General features: G+C 57.3%; 13 protein-coding genes and 1 tRNA gene. 7 read left to right on the top strand and 7 right to left on the bottom strand.

Features of this window, described 5'->3' with window-relative positions:
- Nucleotides 1–46: 46 nt before the first annotated feature.
- Nucleotides 47–1,780: an EAL domain-containing protein gene (locus FIV08_RS01780; RefSeq protein ID WP_152437163.1), complete on the bottom strand. Its 1,734-nt coding sequence runs from the start codon at nt 1,778–1,780 to the stop codon at nt 47–49.
- Nucleotides 1,781–1,924: 144 nt separating this feature from the next.
- Between FIV08_RS01780 and rep the strand changes: the two genes are divergently transcribed.
- The 3 genes from rep to FIV08_RS01765 all read left to right on the top strand — a co-directional run bounded on the left by rep (nt 1,925) and on the right by FIV08_RS01765 (nt 6,911).
- Nucleotides 1,925–3,943, top strand: a complete 2,019-nt coding sequence (gene rep, locus FIV08_RS01775) for a DNA helicase Rep (RefSeq protein ID WP_072678677.1) — start codon at nt 1,925–1,927, stop codon at nt 3,941–3,943.
- Nucleotides 3,944–4,057: 114 nt separating this feature from the next.
- Nucleotides 4,058–6,361 (top strand): galactose oxidase-like domain-containing protein, encoded by a 2,304-nt coding sequence (locus FIV08_RS01770; protein ID WP_152437162.1) that lies wholly within the window; start codon nt 4,058–4,060, stop codon nt 6,359–6,361.
- A 10-nt stretch (nt 6,362–6,371) separates the two neighbouring features.
- Nucleotides 6,372–6,911 carry a hypothetical protein gene (locus FIV08_RS01765; RefSeq protein WP_152437161.1) on the top strand — a complete coding sequence of 180 codons (540 nt, stop codon included), beginning with the start codon at nt 6,372–6,374 and terminating at the stop codon, nt 6,909–6,911.
- A gap of 67 nt (nt 6,912–6,978) precedes the next feature.
- Here FIV08_RS01765 and FIV08_RS01760 read toward each other — a convergent pair whose 3' ends face one another.
- The gene (locus tag FIV08_RS01760; RefSeq protein WP_072678680.1) at nt 6,979–7,392 is read right to left on the bottom strand and encodes a c-type cytochrome; all 414 of its coding nucleotides are present in this window, start codon (nt 7,390–7,392) and stop codon (nt 6,979–6,981) included.
- 214 nt (nt 7,393–7,606) lie between these two features.
- Between FIV08_RS01760 and FIV08_RS01755 the strand changes: the two genes are divergently transcribed.
- Both FIV08_RS01755 and FIV08_RS01750 read left to right on the top strand, forming a co-directional pair.
- The gene (locus FIV08_RS01755; RefSeq protein ID WP_072678681.1) at nt 7,607–7,939 is read left to right on the top strand and encodes a hypothetical protein; all 333 of its coding nucleotides are present in this window, start codon (nt 7,607–7,609) and stop codon (nt 7,937–7,939) included.
- Nucleotides 7,940–7,948: 9 nt separating this feature from the next.
- The gene (locus FIV08_RS01750; RefSeq protein WP_072678682.1) at nt 7,949–9,067 is read left to right on the top strand and encodes a phospholipase A; all 1,119 of its coding nucleotides are present in this window, start codon (nt 7,949–7,951) and stop codon (nt 9,065–9,067) included.
- A gap of 179 nt (nt 9,068–9,246) precedes the next feature.
- On the opposite strand, the gene FIV08_RS01745 is transcribed toward FIV08_RS01750, so the two are convergent.
- The 5 genes from FIV08_RS01745 to FIV08_RS01725 form a co-directional block, all read right to left on the bottom strand.
- Nucleotides 9,247–10,602: a phosphomannomutase gene (locus tag FIV08_RS01745; protein WP_152437160.1), complete on the bottom strand. Its 1,356-nt coding sequence runs from the start codon at nt 10,600–10,602 to the stop codon at nt 9,247–9,249.
- Nucleotides 10,603–10,611: 9 nt separating this feature from the next.
- Complete coding sequence (bfr, locus tag FIV08_RS01740; RefSeq protein WP_152437159.1) at nt 10,612–11,088, bottom strand: bacterioferritin; 477 nt, start codon at nt 11,086–11,088, stop codon at nt 10,612–10,614.
- A 129-nt stretch (nt 11,089–11,217) separates the two neighbouring features.
- Complete coding sequence (locus tag FIV08_RS01735) at nt 11,218–11,424, bottom strand: bacterioferritin-associated ferredoxin (protein ID WP_061333472.1); 207 nt, start codon at nt 11,422–11,424, stop codon at nt 11,218–11,220.
- Between the two features lie 97 nt (nt 11,425–11,521).
- Nucleotides 11,522–12,247 (bottom strand): LrgB family protein, encoded by a 726-nt coding sequence (locus FIV08_RS01730; protein ID WP_072678684.1) that lies wholly within the window; start codon nt 12,245–12,247, stop codon nt 11,522–11,524.
- Nucleotides 12,240–12,605 (bottom strand): CidA/LrgA family protein, encoded by a 366-nt coding sequence (locus tag FIV08_RS01725; protein WP_152439568.1) that lies wholly within the window; start codon nt 12,603–12,605, stop codon nt 12,240–12,242. Before FIV08_RS01725 ends, FIV08_RS01730 begins: the two co-directional genes overlap by 8 nt.
- 69 nt (nt 12,606–12,674) lie before the next feature.
- On the opposite strand from FIV08_RS01725, the gene FIV08_RS01720 reads away from it, so the two are divergent.
- Nucleotides 12,675–13,220, top strand: coding sequence for a YaeQ family protein (locus FIV08_RS01720; RefSeq protein ID WP_138436852.1), 546 nt, complete (start codon nt 12,675–12,677; stop codon nt 13,218–13,220).
- Nucleotides 13,221–13,311: 91 nt separating this feature from the next.
- Nucleotides 13,312–13,388: transfer RNA gene (locus FIV08_RS01715), tRNA-Arg, on the top strand.
- The last annotated feature ends 139 nt before the right edge of the window (nt 13,389–13,527 follow it).

The following is a 13,527-nucleotide window of genomic DNA, read 5'->3' as shown; positions in this document are numbered from 1 at the left end:
TCTGTGTATTATCGCGTTCGGAATTAATGCGCAAAGGTACAGCGGCTTACTGCTGCAGGCAAGCGGACTGGTTACGGTGGTTCAGGAATTGTACAAGGTCATTCCAGGGCATGGGGCGGGCAAAGTAATAGCCCTGGATCTCATCACAGTGCTGCTGGCGCAGGAATTCCAGCTGGCTTTCGGTTTCAACACCCTCCGCCACCACGCTGATCTGCAGGCTGTGGGCCAGGCTGATGATGGCCCGGATGATGTGCTCGGCATCCGCCGACTGCCCCAGTTCCTGGACGAAGGATTTGTCTATTTTCACCAGGGAAATGGGCAGGTGTTGCAGATTGCTCAGGGATGAAAAACCGGTACCGAAGTCATCCAGGGCAAAGCTGATGCCTAGCTGATTGAGTTCCCGCAGGCATCGCTGGGCGTAATCCGGATCGTGCATCATGGCGCTTTCGGTCAGTTCCAGCTCCAGCAGGCTGGTGTCGACATTGGCGTTGAAGATGATTCGGAAAATGGTTTCGGTCATCTTGCGGTCGTGGAACTGGCGGAACGACAGATTGACCGCAAACACCAGGCCGGGAAAGCCCATTTCGGCGCTTTCCTGCAGGCGCTTGCAGGCCTGCTCTATAACCCAGTAACCAATGGGTACAATCAGGCCACTGCGCTCCGCCACCGGTATGAACTCGTCGGGCCCCACCAGGCCTCGTTTAGGATGATTCCAGCGCAGCAGACACTCGACGCCACGAACCTCTTCGGTCGCCAGATCGATTCTTGGTTGATAGTAGAGCTCCAGCTCTTTACCGCGTAAAGCGTTGCGCAAATCCGCTTCCAGCCGGAGCTGGTAGCCAGCAGAAATATGTAACTGCCGGTCATAGAACCGATAACTGGTACCGGGGTCCCGTTTGGCCTCGAACATGGCCCGGTTGGCCCGCCTCAGCAGTTCTTCGGGGCTGTCGCCCGCCTCGGGATAGGTGGCCACGCCCAGGCTGGCGCTGACCACAATCATCTGGCCGTCAACCGTCAGCGGCTCATCCAGTGCAACCACCACCTTACGGATAATCTGGGTAATATCGAGCGAGTCTTCCACCTTCTCGATAATAATCGCCAACTCGTCGCCGCCGATGCGCATCAGCGAATCCACCCGGCGCATCTTCTGGCGCAGCCGCTCCGCTAGCCGGAACATTAACTGGTCGCTTTTCTGATAACCGAAGGATTCGTTGATACTGCGAAAATCATCGACATTGAGGTGCAGTAGTGCCAGCCGGTGGCCAGCTCTCTCCGCCCGCAACAGGGCCTGCTGCAGGCGATCGAAGAACAGGTCCCTATTGATAAACCCGGTTGCCACCTCACGGCCTAACTGGCCGTGGGCCGACTCGGACAGCTGCACCCGATACCAGAGATACTTCACCGCCCGACGGAAGCTCCAACGATCCAGAGTCTGCCGGCACAGATAATCGGATGCACCGTCACGCAGCAGCTCTCCTGCACGCTCGTTACAGGGTTCCGCGCTCAGCGCTAGCACCGGTTTGTCTTCACTGGATACGGACAGATACTGCAGAAAGGCCTGTTCGTCACCACCGTGAAAAATGCAGTCCCAGACAATGACATCGAAACTGGCGTTGCGGATAAGATCATCACAATCCACCAGGTCCGGGCACCATATGGCGTCCGGACTGATTTCCGGATCGTCGTCCAGCAGCGCGGATAACCACAGAAAATCCGCGTATTCCGGGGTCAGCACCAGCAGGCGTAGACGATCAGGTCTGGTGTCCAGAGACAGTGTCATCGAGCAAAATCCATGTGTCGGCCAACAGCAGAGTCCATTCTAGGAAGCATAGCTGATAGATCGTCAAGGTACAGAAAGTCTGGCTGGTGTAGAATAGCCCCACGCTAAATACCTCCCCATGGTTCCCTATTTGGTCTCTACATTGTGAACAAGCTCAACCCGAGACAACGCGAAGCGGTTCGCTACGCCGAAGGCCCGCTGCTGGTGCTGGCCGGGGCGGGTAGTGGCAAAACCAGTGTGATCACCCGCAAGATTGCCTATCTGATTGAGGAACTGGGTATTCCCGGGCGACATATTGCCGCAGTGACGTTCACCAACAAGGCTGCCCGGGAAATGAAGGAACGGGTCAGCCGGATTGTTGACCGGGGTAAGGCCCGGGGGCTGATCGTGTCCACTTTTCATAACCTGGGACTGAACATCATTCGGGAGGAACACGCTCATTTAGGCTACCACCCCGGTTTCTCGATCTTCGATGCCGAAGATGCCAAAGCTCTGCTGCAGGACCTGATGATGCGGGAGGCCAGCGCCGAGGCCGGCGACGAGCTGAACGATGTACAGATGACCATCTCGTCCTGGAAGAACGCCATGCGCAGTCCGTCGGAAGCCTACAGCAAGGCGGCTGACGAGCGTGAGCAGCGCATCGCCATTGTCTACAAGCACTACAACGAGTATTTGAAAGCCTACAACGCGGTGGATTTTGACGACCTGATCCTGCTGCCGGTGCAGTTGTTCCGGGACACCCCGGACGTGCTGGCCAAATGGCGCCGGAAAATCCGTTACATGCTGGTGGATGAATATCAGGACACCAACGTGTGCCAGTATGAACTGGTCAAACAACTGGTCGCAGAGCGGGCAGCGTTTACCGTGGTGGGCGACGACGACCAGTCCATCTACGCTTGGCGTGGTGCTCGGCCGGAAAACCTGGCACAACTCAAAGAAGACTTTCCCAGCCTGAAGATCGTCAAGCTGGAGCAGAACTACCGCTCCACCGGCCGGATTCTGCGCAGCGCCAACACGGTAATTGCCAACAACCCCCACGTATTCGAGAAGGCCCTGTGGAGTGACCACACGATTGGCGAGGAAATCCGCATCATCCGTTGCCGTAACGAAGACGCGGAAACCGAACGGGTGGCCACGGAGATCCTGGACCAGAAACTGAAGAACGGGCTCGACTTCAAAGACTTTGCCGTGCTCTACCGGGGCAACCACCAGGCCCGGTTACTGGAAATGAAACTGCAGGCGTATCAGATACCCTACCGGATTTCCGGAGGACAGTCGTTCTTCTCCAAGAACGAGATCAAGGATGCGATGTCGTACCTGCGCCTGATGATCAACCCGGATGACGATGCCGCCTTCCTGCGGGTGGTGAACGTGCCTCGCCGGGAGATTGGCCCGCGCACCCTGGAACAGCTGAGCCACTACGCCCGCGCTCGCAACGTCAGCCTGTTCAAGGCACTGGGCGATATGGGCGCGGAAACCCATGTCACCGAGAAAGGCCTGGACCGGCTGCGCCGCTTTGCCCACTGGGTGGACAAAACCTGCGAACGGCTGTTTTCGGAAGATCCGATACCGGTGATCAAGCAGCTGTTCACCGACATTGAATACGAGGAATGGCTACACCAGCATTCCGGCAGCCCGAAGCAGGCCGAACGGCGAATGGAGAACATCTGGTACCTGGTGGAATCGATCCAACGCATGCTGGACGACGGCAAGGGGACCGCCGATGAACTGGGCATAGAAGATGCCATCGCCAAACTCATTCTGCGCGACATGATGGAACAGCGGGAGGAGGAAGACGACAGCGACAAGGTGCAATTGCTTACCCTGCACGCCTCCAAGGGCCTGGAGTTCCCCCATGTTTTCATCATGGGCCTGGAAGAGGAAATCCTGCCGCACCGTACCAGCATTGAGGAGGGCAACATCGAAGAAGAGCGTCGCCTGATGTATGTGGGTATCACCCGGGCCCGGGAAACCCTGGCACTGACCTATGCCGCCTCACGCAAACAGTACGGCGAGAAACTGGAAACCATTCCCAGCCGGTTTCTGGACGAGCTGCCGGAAGACGATGTTCGCTGGGAAGGTCTCGGGGACCAGGACAAAGAGGTCAACCAGAAGAAAGGCAAGGCAACCCTGAGCGCCCTGCTGGGCGACCTCCGCGAGTAACACTGTCAGACAATATTACATCTTTTGAAACTTTTTTCGCTCCCCTTCGTATATACAGATCGTGGTCGCATAGACCACCGCATGCCAAACAAATACAAGACAAGGGAGCATACGATGAATAGAACAAAAATCGGTTTATACCGGGGCATCCCCATTTTGTTGGGCGCCGCCTATCTTTCAGCCTGCGGCGGTGACGGTGCTGAATCGGGCGATACCGCCAACCCAAGCACCGAGTCGCCAGCAGTCGCAGACGCGGCCCAACCGTCGCCCAGGCCGCTGCCCGCCATCCCGGAGAATTACTCACCTATCGGCGTGTTCAGCGAACCGTTCGCCGAACCCACCATCGTGGTGGATGGGGAAGTGGTCGAAACCGACGAAAAGTGCATCACCACCGAAGACGGTCTGCAGGAATGCAAGCCAGCCGCCGGCACCATGGCGCTGCTTCCTGACGACCGTATTCTCTACCTGAATGCACTGGAGGGAACCGAGAACGTTGAGCTGTCCATTGTCGCGGAGTTCGGCGAGGTATCGGTAAACGACCAGACACGCGTGCTATCACTGGGTAACGACGATCGCCCTGACTGGCTGAAACCCTCCCCGCTGCGCGGTGGCGCCAACCCGGACGGAAACGACAGCGAGACATTGCTGGGCGGAACACCATTGGACGGTTTGCTGGATACCGCCGACAACACTGACAGGAACGATGGCGCCTTGTTCTGCTCCGACGTGATTGGGCTCGCGGACGGCAGTGTCATGGCCGTAGGCGGCACCGACTATTATTCCGAGCCGGGCATTGATGGCTTACCCCTGGGGGTAGCTGAGCTGGAAGGCATCAAGAATTCCCGGATCTTTGATCCAACCACCAATACCTGGCGGCAAACCGGAGACATGAACTTCGGCCGCTGGTATCCCTCGATGGTCACGTTGCCAGACAGCAAGATCTTTGTTGCCAGTGGCGTCACCAAACTGCTGAAGCCGGTCTATCCCGAGGAGCCCATCAACTCCGGTCGCAACGTGGTGCAAACGGAAACCTTCAACCCCTGCACCGGCGTATGGACCCAGAACCCCAGCACCGCAGACCGCTCACTGCCGCTATACCCCCGCTTGCACCTGCTGCCTAACGGCCACGTGCTCTACAACGCCGGCGGGCAGGCTTTCAATCCCTTTGGCCAGGGCTATGACCAGGCTCTCTGGAACATCGTTGCCACCTTTGACCCTGCCAGCCAGCGCTGGAATGACATTGGCTATGCGGGCCTGCCGTTGCGGCTAGATGAAGTTGGTTTGGGGCAACTTGCCAGCACGCTCAATCTGACCAACCTGACCGAAGAGCAGCTCCAATCGTTTACCGAAGATCTGTTATCCAGCACCGATGGACTGATCAGCTCCGTCACCGATCTGCTGACCAGTCCGGACGACTCAGTCTTGACAACCGACACGCTGGTTAAAGCCATCGGCGGCGGTATGCGAGGGTCCACCTCCTCAACCATGCTGCCGTTAAAGCCAGACGAGAACGGCGAGTACAACGACGTTGAATTACTCACAGCCGGCGGTGTGCCCAGCTACGCACTGCTGACCAGCCCAGGCGGTTACCTGCCCACGGATCAGAGCCGGATTGACCGGATTGAAACCAATGGTGACCAGATTGGCTATGAATCACGGCTCACCAACCCCCTGAACCAGCCACGCTGGTATGGCACCAATGTGGTGATGCCCGACGGCAGCGTAATGGTATTCAGTGGTGGCACCCGAGACGGCGTCGTATTACCGGGGCTTGAAGGCGCCATTATGACCGCGGAGCGATTTGATCCGGACACCGAAACCTGGACCGAAATGGCCAGCGGCCATCGCCCAAGAACCTATCACAACACCGCGGTGTTGATGGCCGATGGCCGGGTCATGATTGGCGGCCACGCTCCGATCAACACGGCGTATTTGTCTCACATCAGCCTGGAAGACTTCGGACTGTCCCCAAACGATGGCCGGGACCCAAGCTTCGAGATCTACACTCCGCCCTACGCTATGCGTAATGATCGGCCCAACATTCTGTCCGCGCCGGAGCAGCTCAGTGTTGGTGATAGCTTTACCATTCAAGTGGACCAGGCCCAGGACATCGACAAGGTGCTGCTGATCCGAAGAACCGTGATGACTCACCTGATCGATGGCGATCAGCGGGCCATTGAGCTGCCGGTCAAGGCTCGCAACGGCCGCAACCTGCAGCTGGAAATGCCCGGAAAACAGAGCGTGGTGCCGGCCGGGCAGTATATGTTGTTCGTCAGCAAATCCACGCCGGAGGGGCTGGTACCCTCGGTTTCTGCACCGATTGCGGTAGTTAACCAATCGCTCCAGTGCCAGGCCGATGCCACCATGGCACAGCTGGGCCAGGAGATGCTTGAGCTGTTGCCTGGCGCATCCAGCTAAGGAGGCGATCATGCAGATGACGAAAAAGGCGCCGACATTGGCTAAGGCCGCTATGTTTGCACTGCTAGGCTCAGCTTTACCCTCAACCTTGCTGGCGCACGGAGCCGTTGAGGTAGACAACGCGCCCGAGCACATCATTCAGGCGAGCATCAGCCAGTCTGCAGCGATTCCCGGGCTGTCTGCGGTTATCCTGGATGCGCCACAACCGGGCATCCTGGTGTCTTACCGTGGGAGCAATGTTCTTACCGTAGAAGACACTCAAGGCCAAGGTTTACTGAGGTTCAGCCCGGAAGGCGTGATGGCGAACCGTTCGAGCGCGGACTGGCCCGGCCTGAGCGAGGCAAGACCGGGCATGGTCAGCAGCCGCAACAAGGACAGTTCCTGGGTAAAGGTGTCTGCAACGCCCAGCTTTGGCTGGCTGGATCCACGCCTGGGTGTTGAAGACGGGGAGCGACTCTGGCGAATTCCCGTTATGACTGATTCGGGCGCTCAGTCTGAGATCAAGGGGCGGCTAACCAGAAACCCACTACCCAAGGACGACCACCACTGACCTGCACAAAATAAAACAGCCCCTTTGTAAGGGGCTGTTTTATTCAACCAGAGGTTCTCAAGCCAGATTACTGGCTCTGATCGATGATGTGCTCAATAGCAGCAACGATTTCCTCATCGGAGCAGCTGGCACAGCCGCCTTTGGCCGGCATGGCGTTGAAGCCGTTAATGGCATGATCAATCAGGGTGTCCATGCCCTTGTCAATGCGAGGCGCCCACTGATCGGCGTTGCCAATAACCGGAGCACCGGCGGCACCGGTGGTGTGACAAGCCATACAGGCTGCATCGTAAACTTCGCTACCGGAGCGCGGGCCGGAGCTGGCGGCGGCCGGAGCAGCTGCTGCTTCACCACACTCCTCACCCTGCAGGCACACTTCGCCCACTGGTTTGATGCGGTTACGGATCTCATCTTCAACACTTGCCAGTGCAGCACCAGCGGCCAGGCCAAAACCCAGAACAACAACAGCCAGGACTCTCTTCATCTTCACAATGCACCTCGCATTTGAGCGTTATAATCTTTCGGTGGCAGCATTATAGCGATTGAGCCCCCGCAAAAAAACCAAAGGCCAGAAACAGAATTTGATTTCAACCATTTTAGTGACAGTTTCGTAGGCTATAACGGAACTTCTCTATTTGCGGTTACCATACCTGCTAACCGTGTGGTTTAACATTATTCCGGCCAGAACAGGGAGTCGCATGTCTTACAACAACCCCCACCGCCTGCGCAAACCGCTGTTGATCGTTGAGTTTTCGAGCCTGGCGATCCTGTTGGTTTCGATGGCCTGGTTTGGCAACCAGTCCACTGCTGAGACGCCGGTGAGCGCTGTCTGGCTGCTTGTTCCGACGGTGGCCAGCCTCGGCGTGTTTTTGAGCTTTATCGGCCTGATGTACCTGCGCTGGGTGGCATCGGCCAGCAACGAAGGCAATACCCGGCACAAGCTGATTTTTGTTCTCCTCGCCCTGAGCCTGCTCGGCGTCTGGGTTTACAGTATTGCCAATACCTGGCTCAGCCTGACCACCACAAACTGAGGCGCTCTGATGAAAAGATATGGACATGGATTGTCAGTCGCTGTACTGACCATGGTTCTTCTGGCGGCCAGCTCGTCAGTCTCCGCCCAGGCAAACTCCGGGGATGATAGTGAACGGGTCAACTGCGCCCTTATCCGTGATGGCATCCAGCGCCTGGCCTGCTACGACGCCCAGAATGATCCAGAGGCGGCCAGAGAGTCTGCTGACGACCAGGCGTTACAGCAGGCAGATGAGGAAGCAGCGGCCCTGGTAGCCGATAATGTCAGCCGGGAGGAGAGGGTCAGCGAAGCCCTCGGCGACGACCCGGATGCCGGCGTGATGGCCGCGCTGGTGGATAATTACCTGACCGCCGAGAAGGCGATTTTTTCCTTCACAGGCAGTTTTGTGACTCACCGGCCAAACTATATTCTGCCGATCACCTATGTAGACGACCCCAACCCGAGGCCGGTCAGCCCGCGACTGGGTACAGGCGGGTATGACTATGGTCTGGAGCAGGAAGAAGCGAAATACCAGATCAGCTTCAAGATTCCCCTTCTGACCGGTATCTTCGACGACCGCACGACCTTCTGGTTCGGTTATACCCAGCAATCCTACTGGCAGGTATACAACACCAAAGATTCGGCTCCGTTCCGGGAGACCAACTACGAGCCGGAGATTTTCTTCCGTCACCGCCTCAATTGGGATATCGGCCCGGGAACGCTGAGCGCGGTTTCCCTTGGTTTCAATCATCAGTCCAATGGCCAGTCAGAGCCTCGCTCCCGCAGCTGGAACCGGATCACCGGCGCGGCGGCCTACAGCTATGATCGATGGCTGTTCATGGTGCATCCGTGGTACCGGCTGCCGGAGAGCAGCAATGATGACGATAACTCAGATATTGAAAAATACCTGGGGCATGGCAGTTACCATGCGGTTTATAAGCTGACGGAGGATCGTACTTTTTCTTTGAAGCTGCTGAATAACATGCGCTCGACCAATCGGACGTCGGTGGAGTTTGGCTACAGTTTCCCGATGGGGGATACGTTGAAGGGCTTTTTCCAGTACTACAACGGGTATGGGGAGAGTTTGATTGATTACAACGAGCGTATTGAGCGGTTTGGGGTGGGGATTATGTTGAATAACTGGCTGTAGTGAATTTAGTGCAAGACCGGGGTTAGGGGGAGGGCTTCCAAAACGGAAACCTTGGGGTTGGGGGTCAGGCAAGATAGAGGGGGAGCCTTCCAAAACGGAAACCGTGGCTTTCCTGATTGTTTTGGAAGGCTCCCCCTCTATCCTGCCCCAGAGACTTATCCTGGTTTCCTGCTTGCGCTTTAGTTGGTGTTCAACCTGTCCATTTCCTGCAACAACTCTTCCGTTTTCTCTTCCATCAACGCTTTGTCTGCCCTTGATTCCACGTTCAGGCGGACCACCGGTTCGGTGTTCGACATCCGGAGGTTGAAGCGCCAGTTGTCGAATTCGACGCTCAGGCCATCGACGAAGCTGACGTTTTTGGCGCCGGGGCTGTATTTGGCTTCGATGGCGGCGATGACTTTGGCGGGATCGTGGATGGTGCGGTTGATTTCGCCGCTGGCCGGATAGGCTTCTATTCTGGCGTCGATCAGGGACGACAGGGGTTTGCCGGACTGGCACAGGCGTTCGGCGATCAGTAGCCAGGGGATCATGCCGCTGTCGCAGTAGGCGAAGTCGCGGAAGTAGTGGTGGGCGCTCATTTCGCCGCCGTAGACGGCGTCTTCGTCGCGCATTCTCTGCTTGATGAAAGCGTGGCCGGTTTTGCTTTCGATGGCTTGGCCGCCAGCGGCTTTGACCAGGTCCAGGGTGTTCCAGGTGAGGCGGGGGTCGTGGATGACTTTGCCACCGCCGGTCTTGCGCAGGAACTGGTCAGCCAGCAGGCCCACGACGTAGTAGCCTTCAATGAACCGGCCGTTTTCGTCGAAGAAGAAGCAGCGGTCGTAGTCGCCGTCCCAGGCGATGCCCATGGCGGCGCCATGTTCGATCACGGCGTCGGCGGTGGCGGTGCGGTTCTCCGGCAGGATCGGGTTGGGTACGCCGTTGGGGAAGTGGCCATCCGGCTGGTGGTGCACTTTCACGAACTCGAACGGCAGGTGCTGTTCCAGTTCGTCAATCACCAGTCCCGCACCACCGTTACCCGCGTTGCAGACGATGGTCATGGGCTTGAGGCTGGCCGCATCGATGTAGCCCAGAAGGTGGTCTACGTAGGCACTCATCACTTCCAGCGTTTCGTAACGGCCCTGTTCCGGGGCGTTGGCGAAGGGCTCGAGAACCCGGTCACGAATGTCGTTCAGGCCGTTGTCGGAGCTGATCGGCCGTGACTCGGGGCCAACCATTTTCATGCCGTTGTGATCTTTCGGGTTGTGGCTGGCAGTGACCATGATGCCACCGTCCATACCGTAGTGGCTGGTCGCAAAATACACCTGCTCGGTGCCACACAGGCCGATGTCATAAACATCGGCACCCGCGGCCATCAGGCCGGAACTCAGGGCCTCGGTGATCTCCGGGCTCGAGAGCCGGATGTCGTAACCCACGATGACTTTTTTCGCGCCGGTAATGGCTACGTAGGCCCGGCCAATCTTTTCAGCCAGGATGGGGTTGAGCTGGTCCGGCACCCGACCACGGAGGTCGTAGGCCTTGAAACATGACAGGTCCATTGTCAGTGCTTACTCCGCGGCTGAGGATTGAAGCTGGATGTAGTTCTGGATGCCCATCTGGGAAATCATTTCCAATTGGGTTTCCAGCCAGTCGATGTGTTCTTCTTCGCTGTCGAGGATGCTGCGGAAGAGTTCACGGCTGGTGAAATCCTGCACCTGCTCACAATAAAGAATGGCTTCCTTGAGATCGGTGTGGGCGGTGTGCTCGAGTTTGAGATCACACTCGATCATTTCCTGGACATTTTCACCAATCAGCAGCTTGTTCAGGTCCTGCAGGTTGGGCAGTCCTTCAAGAAACAGGATGCGCTCGATCAGCTGATCGGCATGTTTCATTTCGTCGATGGATTCTTCGTATTCCTTGGCCGCCAGTTTGGCGATACCCCAGTCCTTGTACATGCGCGAGTGCAGGAAGTACTGGTTGATGGCGGTCAGCTCGTTGGCGAGCACCTTGTTCAGGAACTGAATGACTTTTTTATCGCCTTTCATAGCCGGAGTCCTTTGATTTGCTGAGTTGTCAGTTAATCAGGATAGCCGGTTTGTAGCTGATAAAAAATGTCTGTGGCGATATTGCGAGGGTTTCCCGCTCCACGATGAGGAGTCTGATGCCCGCGAGTGTCAGGCGGGCTGGGCCAGCATATTAGCAAGGGTCAGGTAGTCAGGAGAGCGTGCTTCCTTCAGGATTTCCCGGGCGGTGCAGGCGCAACGGCCACACTGGCGCCCAACACCCAACTCCTTGCCCAACTGACGCATGGAGCTGATACCGTTATCCGCCGCTTCGCGGATTTCTCTGTCTGTTACCCCGACACACAGGCATACATACATAGGAGGAACTCACCAACTGAAAAACGTTAGTGATAATTATTGTCATTACAAACGAGAATTGCAACCATTTGTACTTAACTTTTTGCTAATAAATGTATCAGATCATCCAGAAGGCCAGCGGCAGGAACAACGCCGTGAACACACCCGTCAGCCCCATCCCCAGAGACGCAAAGGCGCCAGCAGTATGACTGATCTCAAACGCACGGGCCGTGCCAATGGCGTGACCATTGAGGCCAAGGGCAAAACCGATGATTCGGTGGTCGGTAATCCGGAGCCAGCGGGCGCACCAGTCCACGAACAACGAGGCCAGCACACCGGTGATCAGCAGTCCGCCCAGTGTGAGCGACACCGACCCGCCCAACTCCTCAGTGATTCCCATCGCAATGGGCGCCGTAACGGATTTTGGCGCCAGTGATGCCAACACCATTGGCGCCGCCCCCATCAACCAGGCAATAGCCAGGGCATAGATCGCCGCCAGGCTTGCGGCCAGGGGCAAAGTCACCATAATCGGCCGCCACAGCGCCCGGATGTGATGCATCTGCTGATACAGGGGAATACCAAGTGCAACCGTTGCCGGCCCAAGCAGCACCGTTAGCCAGCGCGCACCCGCCTCGTAACGTTCAAAGCCCAGGCCACTGGCGGCAACCACCGCCGCCAGCAACAGCGCCGCAATCATCACCGGCGGCAACCACAACGGGCGCCGCAGCCTGGCAAACAGCCACTGGGCCACGATAAAGGCGCCCAGGGTAAGACCGATAGACAACATGGGGCCAGCCGTCCAGGCCGCCAGCAAAGCGTTGAATCCGCCCGGTTGATCAGTCATGTTGATCACCTCGGGCTTGCTCTGTCGTCAGTTTCTTCATCAACAGCAACGTGGTGAATACACTCAACAACGTGCCTACGACCAACGCCACCACCACGGCTGTCCAGTGCCCGGCAAACTGATCAGCAATAAAGAACACACCAACAACACCGGGCGTGATCAGTAACACCAGAACCGATATCAGCCCCTGGCTGGCTGCCGCCAGCTCGTCGGTTACCCGACCGCGAAGCATCAGGGTAAACGTTGCCATCACCATACCCAGAACACCGCCGCTGATGGGCAACCCCACCAGTACCCGCACCGCCTCACCCAGCAGAAAAAACACCACCAGAACCAGAAAACCCCGCAACACCACCATGCCGCTATGCCCTGCCAAGTCAAAATTGCTCTACACTATTGCCCTGCCACCCAAAACACAGGACGCTCAATGGCACTGAAAGCCACTATCTTCAAAGCCACACTCCATATCGCAGATATGGACCGGCATTACTATGCCGACCACCACCTGACCATCGCCCGCCACCCGTCAGAAACCGACGAGCGAATGATGATCCGGCTGCTGGCCTTTGCCCTGAACGCCACAGATACGCTGGAGTTTACCAAAGGCCTGAGCACCGATGACGAACCGGAGCTGTGGCAGAAATCCCTGACCGATGACATCGAACTCTGGGTAGAGCTGGGCCTGCCAGACGAAGACCGGGTTCGCAAAGCCTGCAACCGGTCGCAGCAGGTGATTCTGTATACCTACGGCGGCCGTGCCGTGCCGGTGTGGTGGGAGAAACACCATAACAAGCTGGAAAGATTTGGCAACCTGACCATCGTCGATCTTCCCGCGGAGAACACCGCCGCACTGGCTCGCCTGGTGGAGCGCTCAATGACGCTACAGGTGTCGATGCAGGACGGCGAAGTCACCTTCAGCAATGACACTGATCTGGTCAGTATCACACCGGAACAGAAACTGCCGAAGGTGTGAAAACAGAGTTACCGCGAGGGGCTGGACAGACGCGCCCGGCGCACGTAAGATTGCGCACTCGAAATTGACGAGCAATCCGCAGTTTCGAAATCCGCCCGTAGCTCAGCTGGATAGAGCGCTGCCCTCCGGAGGCAGAGGTCAGAGGTTCGAATCCTCTCGGGCGGGCCATATTGCACAAGAAGCCCACCTTGAGTGGGCTTTTTTTGTGGTGTGATGTCGGTGTCCTTGGCCTGGATATGGATAGCACCGATGCGGCAAAGTGGCGACCAAGACACTATACTTCCTCACTCATGCTTGGTTTTCCCGA

Source organism: Marinobacter sp. THAF197a (genome assembly GCF_009363275.1).
Lineage (GTDB): Bacteria > Pseudomonadota > Gammaproteobacteria > Pseudomonadales > Oleiphilaceae > Marinobacter.
This window is presented reverse-complemented; position numbering and strand designations above follow the sequence as displayed.

Coding starts and splice junctions, on each gene's coding strand:
- FIV08_RS01750 (WP_072678682.1), top strand. CDS start 7,949: ATGAAAAGATATGGACATGGATTGTCAGTCGCTGTACTGACCATGGTT.
- bfr (WP_152437159.1), bottom strand. CDS start 11,088: ATGAAAGGCGATAAAAAAGTCATTCAGTTCCTGAACAAGGTGCTCGCC.
- FIV08_RS01780 (WP_152437163.1), bottom strand. CDS start 1,780: ATGACACTGTCTCTGGACACCAGACCTGATCGTCTACGCCTGCTGGTG.
- FIV08_RS01725 (WP_152439568.1), bottom strand. CDS start 12,605: ATGGTGGTGTTGCGGGGTTTTCTGGTTCTGGTGGTGTTTTTTCTGCTG.
- FIV08_RS01755 (WP_072678681.1), top strand. CDS start 7,607: ATGTCTTACAACAACCCCCACCGCCTGCGCAAACCGCTGTTGATCGTT.
- FIV08_RS01730 (WP_072678684.1), bottom strand. CDS start 12,247: ATGACTGATCAACCGGGCGGATTCAACGCTTTGCTGGCGGCCTGGACG.
- FIV08_RS01770 (WP_152437162.1), top strand. CDS start 4,058: ATGAATAGAACAAAAATCGGTTTATACCGGGGCATCCCCATTTTGTTG.
- FIV08_RS01760 (WP_072678680.1), bottom strand. CDS start 7,392: ATGAAGAGAGTCCTGGCTGTTGTTGTTCTGGGTTTTGGCCTGGCCGCT.
- FIV08_RS01735 (WP_061333472.1), bottom strand. CDS start 11,424: ATGTATGTATGCCTGTGTGTCGGGGTAACAGACAGAGAAATCCGCGAA.
- FIV08_RS01720 (WP_138436852.1), top strand. CDS start 12,675: ATGGCACTGAAAGCCACTATCTTCAAAGCCACACTCCATATCGCAGAT.
- FIV08_RS01745 (WP_152437160.1), bottom strand. CDS start 10,602: ATGGACCTGTCATGTTTCAAGGCCTACGACCTCCGTGGTCGGGTGCCG.
- FIV08_RS01765 (WP_152437161.1), top strand. CDS start 6,372: ATGCAGATGACGAAAAAGGCGCCGACATTGGCTAAGGCCGCTATGTTT.